The sequence below is a fragment of the Rhizobium aouanii genome, from assembly GCF_037002925.1.
Lineage (GTDB): Bacteria > Pseudomonadota > Alphaproteobacteria > Rhizobiales > Rhizobiaceae > Rhizobium > Rhizobium aouanii.
The window spans coordinates 82,921-102,119 of record NZ_JBAMYD010000006.1 but is presented as its reverse complement, the minus strand read 5'-3'; the positions used below and the strand labels follow the sequence as shown (position 1 = coordinate 102,119).

General features: G+C 55.8%; 15 protein-coding genes and 2 pseudogenes. 3 read left to right on the top strand and 14 right to left on the bottom strand.

The annotated features are described in order from the left end of the window. Positions 1 to 188 precede the first annotated feature (188 nt). The gene (locus tag V8P77_RS12455) at positions 189 to 668 is read left to right on the top strand and encodes an Lrp/AsnC family transcriptional regulator (protein ID WP_264396675.1); all 480 of its coding nucleotides are present in this window, start codon (positions 189 to 191) and stop codon (positions 666 to 668) included. 96 nt (positions 669 to 764) lie between these two features. Beyond that, positions 765 to 1,205 (top strand): hypothetical protein, encoded by a 441-nt coding sequence (locus V8P77_RS12450; RefSeq protein WP_264396676.1) that lies wholly within the window; start codon positions 765 to 767, stop codon positions 1,203 to 1,205. Between the two features lie 100 nt (positions 1,206 to 1,305). Here V8P77_RS12450 and V8P77_RS12445 read toward each other — a convergent pair. From V8P77_RS12445 to V8P77_RS12420, 7 genes and pseudogenes are all read right to left on the bottom strand, one after another. Next, positions 1,306 to 1,940, bottom strand: a pseudogene (locus V8P77_RS12445) (IS5 family transposase). Next, the gene (locus V8P77_RS34795; protein ID WP_264396677.1) at positions 1,888 to 2,160 is read right to left on the bottom strand and encodes a transposase; all 273 of its coding nucleotides are present in this window, start codon (positions 2,158 to 2,160) and stop codon (positions 1,888 to 1,890) included. The pseudogene V8P77_RS12445 and the gene V8P77_RS34795 overlap by 53 nt, the downstream one beginning before the upstream one ends. 201 nt (positions 2,161 to 2,361) lie before the next feature. Then, positions 2,362 to 3,987, bottom strand: a complete 1,626-nt coding sequence (locus V8P77_RS12440) for a N,N-dimethylformamidase beta subunit family domain-containing protein (RefSeq protein ID WP_264396678.1) — start codon at positions 3,985 to 3,987, stop codon at positions 2,362 to 2,364. An 18-nt stretch (positions 3,988 to 4,005) separates the two neighbouring features. Then, positions 4,006 to 4,875, bottom strand: coding sequence for an amino acid ABC transporter ATP-binding protein (locus V8P77_RS12435; RefSeq protein ID WP_373694587.1), 870 nt, complete (start codon positions 4,873 to 4,875; stop codon positions 4,006 to 4,008). After that, positions 4,872 to 5,846 carry an amino acid ABC transporter permease gene (locus V8P77_RS12430; protein ID WP_264396680.1) on the bottom strand — a complete coding sequence of 325 codons (975 nt, stop codon included), beginning with the start codon at positions 5,844 to 5,846 and terminating at the stop codon, positions 4,872 to 4,874. Before V8P77_RS12430 ends, V8P77_RS12435 begins: the two co-directional genes overlap by 4 nt. Before the next feature lie 64 nt (positions 5,847 to 5,910). Further along, positions 5,911 to 6,744 (bottom strand): transporter substrate-binding domain-containing protein, encoded by an 834-nt coding sequence (locus tag V8P77_RS12425; protein WP_264396681.1) that lies wholly within the window; start codon positions 6,742 to 6,744, stop codon positions 5,911 to 5,913. Between the two features lie 826 nt (positions 6,745 to 7,570). Further along, a complete protein-coding gene (locus tag V8P77_RS12420; RefSeq protein ID WP_335912954.1) occupies positions 7,571 to 7,768 on the bottom strand; it encodes a GntR family transcriptional regulator in 198 nt (65 codons plus the stop codon). A 303-nt stretch (positions 7,769 to 8,071) separates the two neighbouring features. On the opposite strand from V8P77_RS12420, the pseudogene V8P77_RS12415 reads away from it, so the two are divergent. After that, positions 8,072 to 8,660 (top strand): annotated as a pseudogene (locus V8P77_RS12415) (IS5 family transposase); the annotation flags it as partial. 327 nt (positions 8,661 to 8,987) lie between these two features. Here the strand turns inward: V8P77_RS12415 and V8P77_RS12410 are convergent. The 7 genes from V8P77_RS12410 to V8P77_RS12380 form a co-directional block, all read right to left on the bottom strand. Next, positions 8,988 to 10,157: a M24 family metallopeptidase gene (locus V8P77_RS12410; protein WP_264396682.1), complete on the bottom strand. Its 1,170-nt coding sequence runs from the start codon at positions 10,155 to 10,157 to the stop codon at positions 8,988 to 8,990. 108 nt (positions 10,158 to 10,265) lie between these two features. Beyond that, positions 10,266 to 10,973: an aspartate/glutamate racemase family protein gene (locus V8P77_RS12405; protein ID WP_264396683.1), complete on the bottom strand. Its 708-nt coding sequence runs from the start codon at positions 10,971 to 10,973 to the stop codon at positions 10,266 to 10,268. 198 nt (positions 10,974 to 11,171) lie between these two features. Then, positions 11,172 to 12,263 carry an ABC transporter ATP-binding protein gene (locus V8P77_RS12400; RefSeq protein ID WP_373694586.1) on the bottom strand — a complete coding sequence of 364 codons (1,092 nt, stop codon included), beginning with the start codon at positions 12,261 to 12,263 and terminating at the stop codon, positions 11,172 to 11,174. A 52-nt stretch (positions 12,264 to 12,315) separates the two neighbouring features. Then, positions 12,316 to 14,085: an ABC transporter permease subunit gene (locus tag V8P77_RS12395; protein ID WP_264396684.1), complete on the bottom strand. Its 1,770-nt coding sequence runs from the start codon at positions 14,083 to 14,085 to the stop codon at positions 12,316 to 12,318. Further along, positions 14,070 to 15,209 (bottom strand): ABC transporter substrate-binding protein, encoded by a 1,140-nt coding sequence (locus V8P77_RS12390; RefSeq protein WP_264396685.1) that lies wholly within the window; start codon positions 15,207 to 15,209, stop codon positions 14,070 to 14,072. The genes V8P77_RS12395 and V8P77_RS12390 overlap by 16 nt, the downstream gene beginning before the upstream one ends. A gap of 787 nt (positions 15,210 to 15,996) precedes the next feature. Continuing rightward, on the bottom strand, positions 15,997 to 17,136 hold the full coding sequence (locus tag V8P77_RS12385) for an ABC transporter substrate-binding protein (RefSeq protein ID WP_264396686.1): 1,140 nt from the start codon (positions 17,134 to 17,136) through the stop codon (positions 15,997 to 15,999). A 539-nt stretch (positions 17,137 to 17,675) separates the two neighbouring features. Further along, positions 17,676 to 19,091, bottom strand: coding sequence for a M20/M25/M40 family metallo-hydrolase (locus V8P77_RS12380; RefSeq protein ID WP_373694585.1), 1,416 nt, complete (start codon positions 19,089 to 19,091; stop codon positions 17,676 to 17,678). Positions 19,092 to 19,199 lie beyond the last annotated feature (108 nt).

The window sequence follows — 19,199 nt, the reverse complement described above, 5'->3', positions numbered from 1 at the left end:
GGGACCCCTTTCCAATGTGATGATCTCTGGCGGCGAACGAGACGGCGGCGCTACGCACTCCCGTCAGGTGGCCCACCTCAATTCGACAACCCAGTGTGCGCTCAACTCAATTGCGATTGACGGCTAATGTGATGCCGAATATGCAGAATTCCTGCTCAGATCGAAAACTATCGCAGGAATCCGTAGCCATGGAACTTGATCGCGCCGATATCGCGCTCTTGAATGCAGTCCAGAAAAACAACCGGCTAACCTCAGAGGAACTGGCCGAGCGAGCGAACCTCTCCCCGACTGCCTGCCAGCGACGCCTCAAGCGTCTGCGAGCCGAAGGCGTGATCGAAGCCGACGTCTCCATCGTCTCTCCGAAGGCCGTCGGCAGGCAGGTCACCGTCGTTGTTCTCGTATCGCTTGAGCGCGAGCGCGCCGACATCATCGATCGGTTCAAGACGGCGATCAGGAACACACGCGAGGTCATGATCGGATATTACGTGACCGGCGAGGCCGACTTCATTCTCATCATCACTGCCAAGGATATGGAAGACTACGAACAGTTCACGCGGCGCTTCTTCTACGAGAACACCGACATAAAAGGATTCAAGACAATGGTCGTCATGGATCGCGTAAAGGCAGGGTTCGCTTTTCCGATCGAAAGTTCGGAACTGCATCCTTAACCCTATCCGAGGCTGCGTAAGATCAGCCGCAGATCACTAGCCGAGATTGCCACGTAACTAAGCGTGTGAACGTGCGGAACCAATGGAAAGCGCTGCGTGACGTGGGCAGACTATCTTTATGTCTGCGAGCGAACTAATGCATATGTCCTCAAAGAAAAAGTGGAGAAGGGGTTTATCTGCACTACGGAATCGCGCATTTATGGCCAGTCGAGCAAGTGTTACTTCTGCAGCGCGACGGCTAATCACATCATCGAAACTCCAAACTTCGACTTCAACTGCACGTTCCTTCTCATTAAAACGCGCGACGACACCATCAAGCGTCTTCTCGAACTCCCCTTCGAACAACAAGCCATGCTTTCCTTTTTGGTTACGTCCAAGAGGGCAACGAGTCTGCGCAGCGAACTGAGACTATATTGCATAGACGCTCGGTTCTCTGCATTAGCTGTCCTGTCTGGATTCAATGGGCTCATGGCTTCTCACTCCCAGTGTGCTGGTGGTCAGCGCGTCGGGTTGATACCGAGAGAATTCCAAATTTGAAGCCAGTAACTCTGCGAAGGGTCTCTGGCTTTGTAAAAGTTAAGACGTCGCGCCCCGCCAACTGATGATCCTGTGGATAAAAGTCGGACTCGAAAAGGTTTCAACGATATCCGTATCTTGCAAGGCGTCTGGTAAGCATGCGGATGTGAGCGATGGTTATCCAGGCTTCTGCTGAACCTATGGATTTCTCGAAATCCTTGGCCAGCCTGCGGCATCGACCCAGCCACGCAAACGTCCGTTCGACGACCCAGCGGCGCGGCAGGATTTCAAAACCCTTCGCCTTGTCGGAACGCTTGATGATTTCGAGTGCCATTTCCCGATTTTCTGCAACCGCTTTTTCAGCTTGTCGCCCGCATAGCTGCCATCGGCGAAGACGTGAAGCAGCCATGGCCATCGGTTGCGGGTGGACTTCAGAAGATCGGGAGCCCCGTCACGGTCCTGGATATCGGCGCTGTGCACCATGAGGCCGACCATCAGCCCGAGCGTATCGACAATGATATGACGCTTGCGTCCTTTGATCTTCTTGCCAGCGTCAAAGCCCCGAATACCACCGCTTTCAGTTGTTTTGACGCTTTGGCTGTCGATGGCACCAGCCGTTGGAGAGGCCCCCTTCCCCTCCAGTTCCCGCGCCTCCATGACGAGGTGATGGTTGATCCGTGACCAAAGGCCCATGGCCCGCCATTCATAGAAATACCGCTGCACTGTCGAACAGGGTGGAAAATCCTTCGGCAGCATCCGCCACATCATCCTGAGCTTGTCGAAGGGGGCAGCCTGTCGAGGCGATATAGAGAAGGGCGTTCACAACCTCGCGCAAATCAGTCTGGCGCGGCCGGCCCAAACGCCGTGGCGCAGGCATGAAAGCCGCAACAAAATCCCATTCGCGATCCGTAACGTCGCTTGCATATCGCAGCGTCCCGCAGACATAATTCCGCCGAGTGGTTTCAGTCCAGGCCATGGTGCTCTCCATCGAATCTTCGCAAATCCGAAGGAATCACAACTGACTGAAATCACTCACATCTTTTTGGGGCAGCCTCTAAGATTTGGCAGTCGACAGCCGTCAAAATTTCCGCAGTGCTCGAATTTTGCGTAAAGGAGAAGTCGCCGGGACCACCTCTTCAATGACATCGACCTTTTCCACCCATAGTCCAGTCCCCCACTACCCACGGCCTAGATAGCGGTTGAGCACGTTGCAGGTAACACATTCGACCATAGGATCCTGCCTCAGAAGGCCGGCCACCCATTCACAGGTGCCGGCGTGAAACACCTCGCCCTGGCCACGCTTGAAATTCACGATCATTCCGCTGCCGCGCTTGAACTTTTCGAGATTCTCGTCACTCGCCTCGCCATACACGGACTGAGCGAACGACCGACCGTCAGAGTCCCCAACCCAAGTATCTTCAACTCGCAAATGGCGACCTTCCTCGACGAAAGTACCCATTCCTAGCGCAAGAATCTCAAGCCCTTCCGGTGCGCCGCTCGTAGCGGTGGGATAGGGCAACCCGTTGCGGATTTCGTAGTCAAGCCCATCAAGCTCATAACCAAATATGTGGCTCTCTGAGCCAAGTAGGTCGCCGTAATACAGTCCCGTGTCGGCAAAAGCCCAATGGTTCGGTCTATAAATTGGGAATCCGCGCACGCCGCGAGGCGCCACGCCTCCCCATCCGGCATAACAGCCGTTGCTAAAATTTAAGCCGAAGGTCTCGCAACCAGGTCGTCCGATCTCCGGCGCCTCCCACGAAGTGGTGGCGCGGGTGACGTCGCCGCTCTGATACACCGGGTCGCCGACCGCCTTGTCTCTGGTGTCCCTATTGTAGCAGACTTGGCGGCGGCCCTCGTCCTCCAGTCTTATCTGGGTTCCGAAATTCCCGGCAAAACGCGCGATGTAGCCGCCTTGGTCAACGTACGCGTCGACGGCGTCGCGCATTTCCCAAGTCCAATATTCGTCATGGCCGACGAACACGACGCAGTCGTAATTGAGCAGAATATCTGGCGAGAAATGCAGGTCATGCTGACTTGCGAGGTCGATCGCATATCCTGCGCGCTCGGCAAAGCGAAAGAAGTGCCTGTCATAGCTGGCCCACCCGGCGGCGGGGTACTTCTTGGAGTGCCCGGTGGCGTACGCCCATTCCAATTGCGGATAGCGCGGTACGGACTTGGGTGGCGGCATCATTTCGAGCGGCACGCGAGGCGCTTGCGACGGGAGCACCACGAACCCGCGGCCCCATGGCCGCTGAGTTGAGACGACGGGCGAATAAAGATCGTAATGGTTGGCCCCGCCCCAGGTGTTATAGGCGAGCCAGGTACTGGTTGCTGCTACCTGCAAAATGCGGCCCGGCTTTCGGCCTGCTTTCGGGAGCACAATAATGATGTGCTGACAATGTATTGGTCGACCGTCCTTTCCTTCCGCCGTCAGCTTCAGGCGGTAGCCCCCGGACGGCCAATCCGCACCCACCTTGAACTCCAAGGTCGTTTCCCAACCGCAGCCCTCGACACCGCACTTGGCCGGCGTGTCCTGCCAGCGTGCATCGATGCCGCTTTTCTCGAAGATCCGCTTCTCGTCCGCGCCGTCACGCATGATCTCAAGTGCGACGCGGGGCGCCGTCGAAGTCACCTGAAGCAGCACAGTCTCGCCAGGCCGATAGGAAAACCGATCACTGTAGCACCAGATCTCGCCATAATCCCCGTCCATGCCTGGCATCTCATAATAGCGGCCGCGGACAGCAAATTGCCGCTGCTGCGGCGTTATACCGAAATCCGGGTATTCGTGCGGAAGCTTTGTCATTATGGAACTTTCAACTCATCAATGGGACAACAGCTGGCTGAGGAAGAGTTTTGTTCGATCGTGCTGGGGCCGAGTGAAGAAGTCGTGTGGATTGCCCTCTTCGACGATTTGGCCTCGATCCATAAAGATCACCCGGTCTGCGACGGCGCGAGCAAAGCCCATCTCATGAGTGACACAGACCATGGTCATGCCATCGCGTGCTAGGCTCGTCATGGTTTCGAGCACCTCCGACACCATTTCGGGGTCGAGCGCCGAAGTCGGTTCGTCGAATAACATGACCTCAGGCTCCATGCAGAGGGAGCGAGCAATGGCAACACGCTGTTGCTGTCCGCCTGAGAGCTGAATCGGAAATTTGTTGGCTTGTTCGGGAATGCGCACCCGCTCCAGGAATTTTAGCGCAGTCTTCCTTGCATCGGGTTCCGATACCCCTTTGGTCCACATTGGACCGGCCATGCAGTTCATTAGCACGGTCATATGTGGGAAGAGATTGAAGTGCTGGAATACCATGCCGACATTCTTTCGCACCTCGGTCACGTCGCGCATTTTATTGTGCAATCGGATCCCGTTGACGACGATCTCGCCCTGCTGATGCGCCTCCAGCCGATTGAAGCAGCGGATCAGCGTCGACTTGCCCGATCCAGAGGGCCCGCAGATGACGATTCGTTCGCCTTTCCGAACGGTGAGGTTGACATCAGCCAATGCTCTAAAGGCGCCGTACCATTTGGACACGTTCGTCGCTTCAATTACCTTATTACTGCTCATTGGCACCTGCGTTTGACTGGGAGACTCCAGGGGCGAAGACAAGCGCCCTTGCAACTCGCTCGCTGTTGCTTGCGAACGACCGCTTCCACCGAGGCGTTTCAAGTTAACGACTCTAGTAGCGGTCATCGGGCTTTACTCCTTGCGAAATAGCGCTCGAGCCTTGCTTGAGGCACTTCAAGGCATGCAGACATAATCCAATAGATCATCGCGGCTGTTATCAGCATTTCCATGTGATGGTATGTCGGCTGGCCGATCGTCCGAGAAAGGAAGGTCAACTCCCATACGCCGAGAACTGAAACGAGCGAACTGTCCTTCAACATTGCGATGAACATGTTACCCATAGGGGGAATGATCACCGGGAGCGCCTGCGGCAGGATGATTTTGCGCATGGTAAGGCCGAAGCCTAAACCAATGGATCGCGAAGCTTCCCACTGACCATAGTCGATGCTCTGGATGCCCGCGCGGAAAATTTCTGTCATATAGGCGCCGATGCAGAGGGACAGCGCCAAAATCCCGGACGGAACGGCATCTAGGAAGATGCCCAGTTGCGGCAGTCCGAGATATATCAAGTAAATCTGGATGAGAAGCGGTAAGCCGCGGAAAAACGACGTGTAGAAGGCAGCAATGGCGTAAGCGAAGCCATTGCCAGAGAGCTTGGCAATCGCTCCAACAATTGCGATGGCGGACGCAAAGAATAGCGAAACAGCTGAGACGTAGATTGTGGTCACCGCGCCCTGGGTAACAAGATAGGGCAAATTCTTCCAAATGAAAGGAAAACTCAGGTTGAATGACGTGAAGAAGGCCAAAAACAGCAGGAGCAGCTCGACCCATACTATGGCAATCTGCAGTTTCAACGGAGCAAACCCGATCACCACGATATTTGCGCAAAACATGACTGCTATCACGGAGGCGATTGCGAAACGCCCATAAAAGCCGCTTAGCGCCGGGTCGCCGATAACCGGCCGCATGAGTTCACCGAAGGTGGTGGCCGTTAAATTGAACATGAGAAAAACCGCGAGCACGACTACGAAGATCGAGCCCACAAACCAAGGCTTGTGGACAAGCACCTCGGAGTCAACTGTATCCTGATAAAGCATGGAGGAAGTCCTTTACAATATCGCGGCCCCGGCAATTCCGGGGCCGCCTCAGCTTTTGGCGGATCTATTCTTCCAAGGTACGGTCTGCACCGTACCACTTCATCGAGAGTTCTGAGAGCGTACCATTACCCCTCATAGCCTCAACCGCCGCCGCAACTTTGTCGCTGAACTCCTTGTCGCCAGGCATGATCGCAATGGCACCTGGTGTGCTGATCAGTGGCTGCTCAAGAATCCTCAACGGGTAGCCGCTCTCGATTGCAGCGCGCGCAGTTACGTCGTCGGTAAGCACCGCGTCGAGGCGAACACCATCGCCCAGACGCAGGTCATCAAGCGCAATGTTTGAGCTGGCGGTGATCTTAACTTCGCCCGGTTTGAAATAATACTCTACAGGCTTTGCGATTTCCCAGCTCGGTGTAAAAGTCTGGTTGGCATAAGCCTCATAAACGCCTCCTGAGACCATGCCAATCACCTTGCCATTAAGGTCAGCCGGTTTGGTGGCCTTACTATCCTTGTGAACGACGGCTACCATCTGTGTCCAAGTGATGATTGCCGGGAAGTCAAACACGTCTAACCTGGCCTTGGTCGGTATCATCTCGCAAGCGGCCATATCATAGCGCCCCTGCCAGTGGCCGGCCACGATCACGTCCCACCCGGGCGTTACGAACTTGACATCCACACCTAGTGACTTTGCGATGCCTCTGGCCACGTCCACATCATAGCCCACGAGTTCGTGCTTGTCGTTCAGGCGCGCCGCCGGGCCCCAGTCCGCCCCCGTCGCCACCGTCAACGTTTTCGTTGCAAGCACCCGGTCAAGCACCTCGCCGGCATGAGCTGAGTTAGATAAAACAGCAGTCGCAATCGATGCCACCGCCGCGATCGTTGTGAGAACCTTATTCATTTGCATCATTCCCCTATATTTATGTTTCTAGTTATGGTTGCGGATGTTTCCGCACAGAAGCCATAGAAGCGAATCAACCGATGGGCCGACCCGACACAGTCCCTAAAGCGCCCGCGCGGGAAATGAATGGACGCGAGAAAACATGATCGTCTCGCGCGGGATCAATCGTTCCGCCCGTTGGGCACATTGTTAACCCGCTACCACAGCTTGTCGCTTCACGGCATGTTGGCCGACCGCCCGCCAAAATGATGATTGTTTAATCGATCATGAGACCCTCCCCTAACGATCGAAACCGAGACTCGCTTAAACACATTGCGCGAGCTCCGAGCGATGTGAAATTCCGTTCGATACCGCTCACTCTGTCCGAGGCGCAGCGCAGAACAGTTCGCGCCACTCGGTACTGGAAGGTTCCGCAAGCCCTGGACTTGCGCTCTGCTCACCCCGTCCGTTACCCTGAGAGGGTTAATGCTCACCTGCAAGATGCACTATCTTTAGATTGTTGGTATCACAAAGTCAATAGAAACGTATGCCATCTTAGGAATTTTGAATTCCCAAAAGCGAGCAACGCAGCCTGTTACCGCTACTGGTTCATCGCGTCGCCGCATCAGCCTTTCTAGAATAGCGTCAGCAAGCGAATAGGCGGCCGATCTCGCTTCCACCAGTCGACGTCCGAACAGCGCTATACGGCATGTTCAGAATAAATCTGACCATACAAACTTCGAATGTCCGGACCTGATCCACCTTGTGGCTCATATGACTCTCCACATGATTCATGCAGAAAATGAGCGTCCACCGACAATCGCGCTACGTGGGATCGCCTACCCGCTTACGACTGTTCAGGGCATCGCTCAAAGAGGCACATAGGATCTCTGCCTCCGCCTATAAGACGGTACAGCGCCTCGCGAATGGGCGTGGGGCTCACCTCGAAATCCTTAGCCAGGTTCCTGATCGTGATCTCTTCGCCTGGGGCGAACTGGCCGCTCCGGATCAGTTCGCCGAGCCGCTCATAGACCTGGTCTCGCATCACATCTGAGGTTGCCGATGTCAAGAAATCCCGTCCTTTTGATTCGTCCATGCTACCCTGACCTCTACACTTTGCGTCGCAAATAGAAACGATTTGAAATCATTCTTCGCATTTTGGTACACCAACAGTGAGTGTTGACATCACACGAAGTAACCTCCTGGGTTCGGATTTCTGAAGACTCCCATTTTCTCGGTCAAAGCAAGAAAGACCACCGTGCATCGGCGTGTGCGAGACGACGCGTTTTGCCCCGGCGGCCGCCAAGCCACCGTGGTCAGAAGTCTTTCAGGAAAATGGTCGTTCAGCGCGCCGTGGCGTGATCTGCCGGATGAGTTCGGCCCATGGAACTCCGTATTCAAGCGGTTTCGCCGATGGGCGAAGAAAGGCGTGTTCGAACGGATTTTCAATGCCTTGTCAGGCGAGCCGGATTTCGAATACGCGATGATCGACGGCACTATCATCCGCGTTCATCAGCACGGCATGGGGGCAAAAGGGGGTCTTGCCATCAGGCCATCGGACGCTCGCGCGGCGGACTGACAACAAAGATCGTTGCCCTCGTCGATGCGCTCGGAAACCTTGCCCGCTTCGTTCTGCTCCCCGGACAGCGCCACGACAGCATCGCACCCGACCTGATCGAAGGCATCGACATGGAGGCGCTGCTGGCCGACAAGGGATTCGACAACAATCGTCTGCGTGAATTGCTCCAAGGAACAGAAACCCAGGCCTTCATCCCACCGAAAGCGGATCGCAAGGACCTCATCCCTTGTGATTTCGCCATGTATCGCTGGCGGCATCTCGCCGAGAATTCAGAGGCATCGCAACGCGTTATGAAAAGATAAATGGAAGCTTCGCCGCATTCATCTGCCTGCGCGCAATCCATCTCGCAATCAAATGAATGTCAACGAGCCTTAGTCAAAAGATCTGCCTGTCTCAGGTTGAGAAGTGCGGCCGCCGCGATGCCATTGCAAATGAGTTCTCCAAAAATACGGATAGCAATACAACAAACAAGCGAAGCAGGGTGGGCTCCGTGTGCCTGGCCTGACAAGGCACCGGCCAACAACCAAATTGGCCGGTGCTCAACTGTGGAGACTGCGCTTGCTTAAGATCGATGGCAAGCGCCAGCATGGCCGATGATTCAGCGAATGCAGCGACCTGAAACCAGCGATGTATCCGACTGGAAATCGCCTGAAAGATTCTGATCTGAGTGTTCTCTACGTGAAAACTAGATCTCGAAAATCTCCCGCGGAAGCTTTGAGAATGTTTCAGCTCCACTTTCGGTAACGCGAAATGTTTCGCTGATCACATAGCCGAAGTCTTCATCGATCCAGTTTCCGAGCATCAAGTGGAAGGTCATGTTCGGCTGAAGGACAGTATGGTCATCTTCTCTGAGGCTAGCGGTTGGTTCCGTCCAATCAATCCCAATCGCGTACCCGCACCGCGATTCTTTTTCCACCCCATGCTTCTTGAGCGTGGTATAGAAAGCGGTCGCGACATCACCACAAGTGGCGCCCGGTTTGACGGCAGAAAGTGCGGCTTCCAAGCCAGCGACTTCAGCATCGTGGACTCGGCGCAGGCGATCTGAGGGTTTCCCAATCGAAAACGTCCGCATCAGCGCGGATACATAGCCATGTCGCACACCTCCCATTTCAACATTGATCTGCGATCCTTGGCGGAACACGTCCTCGGTCCAAATAATATGCGCCGTGCCCGAACGCGGCGTGGCGCATAAGAAAACTCGTCTCAAATCCGTGCCCACTTTACCATTAACGCCACGGACCAGGGTCGCGATTATTTCTGCAGCCGCATCGGCCTCTCTGACGCCCGGACGGATAACTTCTTTCGCGCGCAACATTCCCGCATCCGTAATCGCGGCGGCCTCTCGCATCATAGCGATCTCAAGGTCAGATTTAATTAGCCGAATCCAGTTCACTTGATCGCTAAAGTCTGCGAACTCTGTCTCAGGTATTCTGGCTTTGAACCGCTCGATCAACTTCGTCGAAAGGTTCTTATTTTCGAGCGCGACTTTTCCACCGCCAGGGCCATTGTCGCGCAGAAAGTCTATTAGCGCATCAAAGCCGTCCTTGTCAGGGTCAGCGATGAGAGCCTCCGGATAGCCAATCACTCGGCTCCTGTCCATGAATGTCTGATGCACCGCAGCGGGAGCATCCATGCGGCGCGTCAAAAAAGTCGGCTCTTCATCTTTCAAGGAGATGATGAGGCCTTGCGGAATGTAAGCCGACTTGGCTGTGTAACCGGAGAGGTAGGTGATCTCGGCAGGTGAGGTTATCACCAACGAAGTGACCTCGCGTCGTTCCATTTCAGTCTTAACTGCGGCCAGCCTTCGCAGATATTCATCCCGCGGAAACGCTTGCGGCCCTTTTGGCATTGTCATGAATAAACTTCCTTTCGTCGTCGTAGTTGGTTTTATGCGAGCATGCACTGCGCCGTTGTGAGTTGATTTCGGAAACGCGGCCTGCTTTGTCTCTAGATTTCGAATAACTCAGCCTATGGATCCCATTGTTATCCGACAGAGATCAGTGATGTCGTAGACGGGCAACTTCACGGTCCGCTGGATCGCCGACGTGACCGTCGGAAACCCCGCGCATTCGAACAGAATAACTGCAATCTCGGGATGCTCGGCCCGGAGTCGTGCGATGCAGGCGGCGACATCCGTCTCGATCGCTTTCACGTCCGTCGGTGGCGCTGGACGCTTCAGTTCATCATGCCAGTACTTACCGCCTTCAATGCCTCCAATCACTATCCTCGCCCGGTCGACTGGATCAGCAATCCCAAGTAGGTCTTCGCTCAGATGGTTCGAGTCGTAGGTCAAAACGGCGATTTTGCCGCGTTGCGGCAGTTGCCGAAGCAACGCCGGCAACAGGATCAGACTTGACATAACGACTGGCACGTTCACAGCGGTGGCCACCGCTAGTTGATGTCGGATAGAGAAGCCACACGTTGAGCTTATCGCAACGGCACCTCGCTCGACCAAACGATTGGCAGCTGCTATGTAAGCTGGCTCAAGTGTTGGATCGCCAGGAACAACATTCTCAACCCAAGCTCCTGCGACGATCTCCTGGATTGTTGGGAAGTTAAACGTAGACGGATTGAGGATCGAGCCCGGCGCCGGCGTCGGCGGCGTGGCGCCGGGTGGAACCCCGCGTTCAAGAGTCAGGATTCCAAGAGAGGGTGATGTTGGTGATGTCATATAAGACTTTCTCCTAATATGGTCTCTTGCAGAGCAAAACTCATGCCCTGAATGGGAGATGACGCCGTTCCTCGCGTTCAAACATTGTATTTGCCGAATGCCCCCGCTGGCTTTCATTCGCAAACAGCCATCCCGAGTGATAGCGCTCTGGTAAGGTTGTGGCTCAATCACGGCGGCCATCGTAATAGGTCTCGCAAACTACTCCGTCAGAACGATCGCATCGCTTGCAGCCCAGGACGCTACACAGCTTTCGCCAATGCCGGGCAATGACCCAGCCGATAGGTTCAGCATCTTCGACTTCAGTCGCATTCCTTCGTCGCTGAGGAACTCAAGGATCGTCGCATCTCCAACGAAGGTCGCATCGACGATGCGCCCTTTGAGTCCCCCTGAACCGCCAGTGGTTGGCGTGTCGAAACACAAATGTTCAGGTCTAACGCAAAGGGTCGCCTTTGTGTCCGCTCCGGTCCAGTGCATCGACGGCAACGCTTCGTGCGCAGGACCGTGAACCGCACCGGATACGATCTGGACGGGTATAAGATTGACGTCTCCGACGAAACTCGCCACGAATAGGTCGGCAGGCCTGCGATAGATGTCCCGCGGTGCAGAGACTTGCCGTATCCGCCCCTCGTGCATCACCGCGACTCGATCAGACATGGCCAGCGCCTCGTCCTGATCGTGGGTGACATAGACCATTGTCTTACCCAGTTCTTTGTGCAGAGTCTTGATCTCGTTCCTGAGATGCTCGCGCAACTTCTTATCCAGTGCGCCCAAAGGCTCGTCAAGAAGTAGAACAGGTGGATCGAATACCAGTGCCCGAGCTATCGCCACCCTCTGCTGCTGACCACCGGACATTTGATGTGGGTACCGTGAGCCCAAAGTACTGAGGTCCACTTGATCGAGGACCCGGCGCACCCGGGTTTCGATCTCAGCCTTCGCTACCCGCCGCATGCGAAGCGGATACGCAACGTTCTCAAAAACAGTCATGTGCGGGAAGAGCGCATAGTTCTGGAAAATCACGCCGAGTTCGCGCCGATGTGGTGGCAGGCGCGTGATATCATTATCATCCACCAGTACCTGACCGCTGTCCGGCATCGTGAACCCGGCGATCATCATCAATGTTGTTGTCTTTCCCGATCCACTGGGACCGAGTAGCGAGATGAATTCTCCAGGCGATATGGAAAGGCTGACATTGTCAACGGCCATTTGCCTGCCGTAATGCTTTTGTAGTTCATGCAGTGTGATACGCCCAGTGCGCACTTCAGCGCTGCTTGGCTCCGTTCTCATCAACATTGTAGCTTCCTTGTAATTTGTGTAGTTGTTCACACTGCTGATCTCTTGATAGTCAGGTGTTCTTTCGACGTCCTAGCAAGGCACCGACAACAATAACCGTACCAGCGAACATCATCTGCAGTGTGGCTACGGCCGCGATCGTGGGATTGATGTCTTGGCGAATTCCCTCCCACATACGCATCGGCAAGGTAACGGTTTTCCCAATACCAAGGAAAAGCACGTAGATGACATCATCGAACGAGGCCAAGAAAGCGAAAAAGCTGGCGACGATGAGGGCAGGCATAACGAGCGGCGCGACAATCGTACGGAAGGTCGCCAGAGATCCAGCGCCAAGGCTACGGGCAGCCCGTTCGTATATAGGATCGAGGTCGCGCAGATTGGCTATGACAATAACCACCACGTAAGGAACAGCATGTACCGCATGCCCCAGCGCCAACCCGAACTCAGTGCCCTGCAGCCCAAAGCGGACCAGCAGGAAATAGGTTGCCACCGCCACGACAACGGTTGGCATGATGATCGGCGAGAGCACGAGAGCGACCATTGCTCCGCGACCACGGATGCTGCCGCGCGACAAGCCAAAGGCAAGCATGCCTCCAAGCACGGTCGCAACAGCCGCCGCCATCAATCCAACGCGGATACTGGTGAAAGACGCGCGTATCCACTGCGGATCGGAGAAATATCCTTCGTAGTTGTGCAGCGAATAGCTTGGCACGGGAAAGACGAAATAGGACGAAGCACTAAACGACAAGTACGCAACGATCACCACCGGCAGCAGGAGGAGTACAGCCAAGAAGCATGCCAGGATAGGGATACCCCAACCCCCCATCGAAGGGAGCCAACGGTCGACTGCAGTTGCCGCGGAACCGATGCGCATCAGCCATTTGGTACCGACCTGCCGACGAGGGCCGTTTCTAGAACCGAGTTTCTCATCGGAGAAGCCCAAAAGTTGCTCAATGGGGAAAAACCGCGAACCGAACCACAATACAGCCAAGACTGTTATCAGGAGAACCATTGCCAGGGCGGACGCATAGCTCCAATTGAGCTGGTCCACGACTTGGGAACTGATCTCCATGGTGATCATAACGTCCGACAGCCCGCCCATTAACGCAGGTGTGATGTAGAATCCAAGACAAGTGATAAATACGAGTAGAATGCCAGCAATAATGCCCGGCAAGCTGAGCGGCAGAAATATCGTCAGGAAGGCGGCGAGTGGGCTCGCTCCGTTTGCCCTTGCGGCACGCGGCAATCGCTGGTCGATGCGAGACATGACCGTGAACATCGGGAGAATCATCATAGGGATGACGATGTAGGTCATTCCTATAATCACACCGAGACGGTTATAGAGCAGTGAAACCGGCTGCGAGACCAAGCCTAGGTCGAGCAGAATCGTATTTACGACACCATTGCGTCCGAGTATTAGGATCCAAGCGAAGGTCCGCGCCAGGACGCTGGTAAAATACGGTAGCACAACTGCGAGCAGCAGAAATGTCCGTAGCATTCGCCCGCTCGTCGTGAGTGCATAGGCAATCGGATAGCCAAATATTAGTGCGAGCAACGTCACCGAAACGCTGATTTCTAGCGTATTGCGCATCAGGGCTATGTTCGTCGAACTTTCAAAAACGCGCAGGAAATTCTGTAGCGTCCAATTTGGCATGCCAAAAGAAAGCAACAGAAGCCCTGCGAGCGGCACGACGAAGAGCATCACAAGAAAAACACTGCCCGGCAGCAGTAGCCAGGCCCACGCTGTGGGTCTCCCCGGCTGCGAATTCAAAGAGGACGCCGGCTGGCTGCCGGTTGCGAAGGAGCTCACTTGGTTTTCCATTCCTTCCACCTTTCCTCAACATGATCAATATTGCTCTTTCCGTCCGGGCGTTTCGCCGCGAGCCAATTGGAGTCCTCACTGATAAGCTTTGAAGCGTTTTTGGGATTTGCGCTGCTCAGCCCGGCGACTTCGGCCGGCATGTACTTGAGCGCATTTGTGTTCGGCCCAGGATAGCCGGTGCCCTGCGTGAACCCGGCTGAAATCTGCGCGCGATTCATGAAGGCGATCAGCTTTTGCGCGTTTACCGTGTTGGGCCCACCTTTCAGGATCGACTGGTAGACGTGACTCACGTAACCGCCCTCCCAGACAATTTCGAGCGGTGCACCACTCTTGATTGCGGTGGCCAAACGGCCGTCCGCCGCGAGCGTCATCGCGTATTCCTGGTTCATCAGCAGTTGAACCGGTTCTCCACCAGCGGTCCACCACTTGTCCACGTGTGGCTTGATCTCATCGAGCTTCTTGAATGCGCGATCGAGCTTGTCATTGGTCAGCGGCCAGACATCCTTGGGTGCAACACCGTCGGCAATGAGTGCAGCCACGATGTTATGCCTGCCGACGAGACCATATAGGCCCCGCGCGCGCGGAAACTTCTCGACATCCCAGAAGTCCACCCAGTTTTGCGGGCCGCCTCCCGGAAAAGCGCGCTTATCGTAACCTAGCAGGTATGCGAATTGTATCACCCCGACAGCGTCTTCGATACGAAGGTGCGCCGGCGTGCCGTCGACGGACTCTTGGTCCCAGAGACTGTAATCGATCGGAACGAACATCCCGGCTTCATGCATTTCTGGATAAAACCGCCTCGTTATGTAGGCAATGTCCCAATCGATGCGACCCGCCTGATGCATCGCCGTGATTTGGGGCTCCGCCACGTCGGCGATGACGTCGACCACCTTGATACCGGTTGCCTCCGTGAATGGCTCATAGACATATTTGCGAAGGCCATCAGTGTAGGAACCACCCCAACTGTAGGCCACAACTTCGCCCTCGCCGTTGAGCTTTTCCTGCGCCCAGGCCGTCGTAGCTTTGGCGATGAGCGGAACGCTCACTAAGGCCGCTGCTGACTGAAGCAGCGAACGGCGGTTCATACGACCATTTGAATGGCCGCCACGGCTCTTGTTACTCATAAATGTACCTCCCTTGTTCAAACGTCTGCATCCGTCACGGCATCCGAGATTCGGTGCAACTCTGCTTCAACCCTTAAACGCGCGCTGATCTCCGAGCCCATCCGCGACGCGCCTTCAGCGAAACTCTCCCCATCCTCGTCATTTGCGACTATGTGATCTCATAATGGCTGATTTGGAATGTCATATTTGCCGAGTTAAGACATGTCAACTGCCATGAATGCTCCACGATTAGCTGGGAGATAATATTTTTCGGCGTCGAAACCCGATGCAGGCGGATGCTGCGAGTGAGTTCTGGCTCACGAGGCCGTCTTGTCCATAGCGCTCTGCCTGGCGTGCCGCGGCCGCCATCGGGACGTCGTTCCGCGTTATGCGGCCTCGGACCTTTCCACGCGGGATCTCGTTGGCGCGCAGTCGGTATGGCGCGTAGAAGGAAGCATTTGCGTCCATCGTGCAGGAAACGCTCGAGCGCGCCTGATGGCTTCTGGTATCGCCATTCGCCTCGGTGTGTTTAACTTGCCGGGAATGCAGCCGCATTTATCAGAACGACCAGCGTGCGGCGCGGCGGTCATGGCGGTTTTGGCCGCGGATGTGTTTCGACCTTCCGCAGCCCATTCATTCGCTCAATGGTTCCATTTGCCACCACAGAAACGTCGAACATGCGGGCAGTTTCACCAGCAGGACGACGAAGAGCGCGACAAGAAATACACTACCGGGCAGGACCACGCTGTGGGGCGTGCCCGGCTGCGACGTCACAGAGAACGCCAGCGACCGATGGTTGTTACGGACCTCATTGCGTCCGCCACGCCAGCCACCGCTCTGCTATGTAATCAATATTGCTCTTGCCGTCCGGGCGTTTCGCCGCGAGCCAACTGGAGTCCTCCCTGATGAGCTTGGAAGCGTTTTCGGGATTTGCGTTGCTCAGCGCGGCGACTTCGGTCGGCAGGTACTTGAGCGCATTCGCGTTCGGCCCGGGATAGCCTGTGCCCTGCGTGAACCCGGCCGAAATCTGCGCGCGATTCATGAAGGCGAGCAGCTTTTGTGCGTTCATCGGGTTGGGTCCACCATTCAGGATCGATTGGTAAACGTGGTTCACGTAGCCACCCTCCCAAGCAATTTCGATCGGCGCATTCCGCTGGATCGCGGTCGCCAATCGGCCGTCAGGCGCGAGCGTCATCGCATATTCCTGGTTGATCAGCAGTTGAGGCGCCTCTCCACCAGCGACCCACCACTTGGCCACATACGGCTTGATCTCGTCGAGCTTCTTGAATGCGCGATCGAGCTTGTCATCGGTGAGCGGCCAGACATCTTTGGGGGCAACACCGTCGGCGACGAGTGCAGCCACGATGTTATGCCTCGCATCGTTAGCCTCTAACCCGCGCGCGCCAGGAAACTTTTCGACATCCCAGAAGTCCACCCAATTCTGCGGACCACCCTGCGGAAAGGCGCGTTGATCGTAACCCAGCACGTAAGCGAACTGAATAATCCCGACAGCGTCTTCAAGACGGAAGTTTTGCGGCGTGCCGTCGATGGCCTCCTGGTCCCATAGACTGTAATCGATCGGAACGAACATCCCCGCTTCATGCATTTCCGGATAAAACCGCGTCGTTATGTGGGCGAGATCCCAATCGATGCGGCCAGCCTGCTTCATCGCCGTGATCTGGGGCTCGGCCTCATCGGCGATCACGTCGACCACCTTGATGCCGGTTGCCTCCGTGAATGGTTCATAAACATATTTGCGAAGGCCATCAGTGTAGGACCCACCCCAACTGAAGGCAATAACTTCGCCCTCGCCGGCGAGCTTTTCCTGCGCCCAGGCCGCCGTAGCTTTAGCGATGAGCGGAACGCTCATCAAGGCGGCCGCTGACTGAAGCAGCGAACGGCGGTTCATACCACTATGTGAATCGCCGTTACGGCCATTCTTCGTCATAAGTATACCTCCCTTGCTGACACGACAGCAGCCGGCCGTTCCGAAATCCGGTTCGGACACTGCCCCGACCGCAAGCCCCCTCCGACTTCCGTACACATAGCGATGCACTTCCAGCCAGCCTCTCTCTGCCCGCCGCATTGCAATTGTGTGATTGTATATTTTCTAGTTTGAAATACCATATTAGGCGATTTAAGACATGTCAACGAAATAGATGATCGACGACCCTTGGGTGGAATGGCACTGTATCGGGCCAACGCGGATGCAGACGGGATGTTGCAAACGAGCCGTTTGGTTCACGAGGCCGTCTTGTCCATAGCGTTCTGCCCGGCGTGCCACGGCCGCCATCGGGATTGTTCCGGGATAGGTGTTTGATCCCGGATTTTGATTGTCCAAATTTCTGGCAGGATTGGAGGGAAGCATTATGGGCTAGCTCAAGTCGGTTGGGCGTTCAACGAAGGCGGGGCGGGCATGGCCGACTGCCTGGAATGCCTAACACAGGACAGTGGTCTCCGCTTCCTTCCCGGATTGGCTAGCCGATGCTATTTTCTTGCCAGCGCATCGAGTATCCGGGCCCAGGACCGTTGACCCTTATGGAAGGACGCCACATTGTACTTCTCGTTGGGCGAGTGGATACGATCGTCGGAGAGTGCGAAGCCGACCAGGAGCGAGTCCATGCCCAGATGGGTCTTGAAGTCGCCAACCACGGGAATTGAGCCGCCTACTGCCCTCATGATGGGCGCCTTTGCCCATTCGTCTGCGAGTGCTGATCTGGCGGCAGCCAGGAATGGGGCATCGTAGGGAAGCTGAACCGCGGGCGAGCCGTCATACTGTTCGAATTCGACTCTGCAGTCTTCCGGCAGACGCTCCTCAACGAATTTTCGGAAAGCAGCCCTAATCTTGGCTGGATCCTGCTTGTGAACGAGACGGAACGAAACCCTGGCAAAGGCCTGCGCCGGAATGACGGTCTTGAAGCCCTTACCCGTGTAGCCGCCGGAAAACCCGTTGAACTCGGCGGTGGGACGCGCCCAAACCAGTTCGAGTATCGAGCGATTCTTCTCGCCAGAAGGCACCGACAGGCCGATCGGTCCAAGGAAACTCTCGGCCGTCTCGCCAAGGACCTCCCATGAATGCAAGATTTGGCTCGGTGTCTCCTCGACGCCATCATAGAAAGCGGGAACCGTCACGCGGCCATCCTCGTCATGCATATCAGCAAGGATCTTCGCGAGTACGCGAATCGGGTTCGCCGCCGCGCCGCCATAGATGCCCGAGTGAAGATCCCGGTTGGCAGCGTGGATCGTCACCTCTTCTTCCACTAGCCCGCGCATGGCGACGCAGATCGCCGGCGTCGTCGCGTCGCGCTGGCTGGTATCGCAAACCAGCGCGAAATCCGCCCTTAGTTCCTCAGCATTGGCCTCTAGAAAAGCCTGCATCGACGGCGAACCAGACTCCTCCTCTCCCTCGAAAAAGATCGTGACTTTACAAGGTAGCGTCCCATCGACGGCCTTGTAAGCGCGGCACGCTTCCACAAAGGTCATCAGTTGCCCCTTGTCATCGGAAGCGCCACGTCCTGTGATAATCTGGTGGCCATCCTCGCTCTCGCGCACGGCAGGATCGAACGGGTCGTGTGTCCACAATTCGAGCGGATCGACCGGCTGAACGTCATAGTGGCCATAAAAAAGCACATGTGGGGCTTCGGCCGGGCCGTCATGGTGAGCTACGACCATCGGATGTCCTTTGGTGTCGCGTATGCTGGCTTTGAAGCCGATCGAATTGAGATCATTGACCAGCCATTCCGCAGCCTCGCGGCAATCCGCTTTATAAGCCGGATCAGTGGAAATCGACTTAATCCGCAAAAGGCCGAACAGGCGCGAGATTGCGGCGTCGCATTCGGTGTCGATGTGATCGAGGACGGATGGTAGTGCAGTCACGAATGATCTCCTAGGGTCAGGTTTCATCTCGGGTACGTCGGTGAGTTCAGCTTGCTCTTGCGGGAATTCAACTAGCCGTTCTCGATTGGCCTACGCGCAGGCATCGATACCCTGCCGATCCACGAGCAGCGTGAT

What these genes read in the sequence shown, in the direction of transcription:
- V8P77_RS12455 (WP_264396675.1), top strand. Translation starts at nt 189, where the DNA reads ATGGAACTTGATCGCGCCGATATCGCGCTCTTGAATGCAGTCCAGAAA.
- V8P77_RS34795 (WP_264396677.1), bottom strand. Translation starts at nt 2,160, where the DNA reads ATGGCCTGGACTGAAACCACTCGGCGGAATTATGTCTGCGGGACGCTG.
- V8P77_RS12440 (WP_264396678.1), bottom strand. Translation starts at nt 3,987, where the DNA reads ATGACAAAGCTTCCGCACGAATACCCGGATTTCGGTATAACGCCGCAG.
- V8P77_RS12435 (WP_373694587.1), bottom strand. Translation starts at nt 4,875, where the DNA reads ATGACCGCTACTAGAGTCGTTAACTTGAAACGCCTCGGTGGAAGCGGT.
- V8P77_RS12430 (WP_264396680.1), bottom strand. Translation starts at nt 5,846, where the DNA reads ATGCTTTATCAGGATACAGTTGACTCCGAGGTGCTTGTCCACAAGCCT.
- V8P77_RS12425 (WP_264396681.1), bottom strand. Translation starts at nt 6,744, where the DNA reads ATGAATAAGGTTCTCACAACGATCGCGGCGGTGGCATCGATTGCGACT.
- V8P77_RS12420 (WP_335912954.1), bottom strand. Translation starts at nt 7,768, where the DNA reads ATGCGAGACCAGGTCTATGAGCGGCTCGGCGAACTGATCCGGAGCGGC.
- V8P77_RS12410 (WP_264396682.1), bottom strand. Translation starts at nt 10,157, where the DNA reads ATGACAATGCCAAAAGGGCCGCAAGCGTTTCCGCGGGATGAATATCTG.
- V8P77_RS12405 (WP_264396683.1), bottom strand. Translation starts at nt 10,973, where the DNA reads ATGACATCACCAACATCACCCTCTCTTGGAATCCTGACTCTTGAACGC.
- V8P77_RS12400 (WP_373694586.1), bottom strand. Translation starts at nt 12,263, where the DNA reads ATGTTGATGAGAACGGAGCCAAGCAGCGCTGAAGTGCGCACTGGGCGT.
- V8P77_RS12395 (WP_264396684.1), bottom strand. Translation starts at nt 14,085, where the DNA reads ATGGAAAACCAAGTGAGCTCCTTCGCAACCGGCAGCCAGCCGGCGTCC.
- V8P77_RS12390 (WP_264396685.1), bottom strand. Translation starts at nt 15,209, where the DNA reads ATGAGTAACAAGAGCCGTGGCGGCCATTCAAATGGTCGTATGAACCGC.
- V8P77_RS12385 (WP_264396686.1), bottom strand. Translation starts at nt 17,136, where the DNA reads ATGACGAAGAATGGCCGTAACGGCGATTCACATAGTGGTATGAACCGC.
- V8P77_RS12380 (WP_373694585.1), bottom strand. Translation starts at nt 19,091, where the DNA reads ATGAAACCTGACCCTAGGAGATCATTCGTGACTGCACTACCATCCGTC.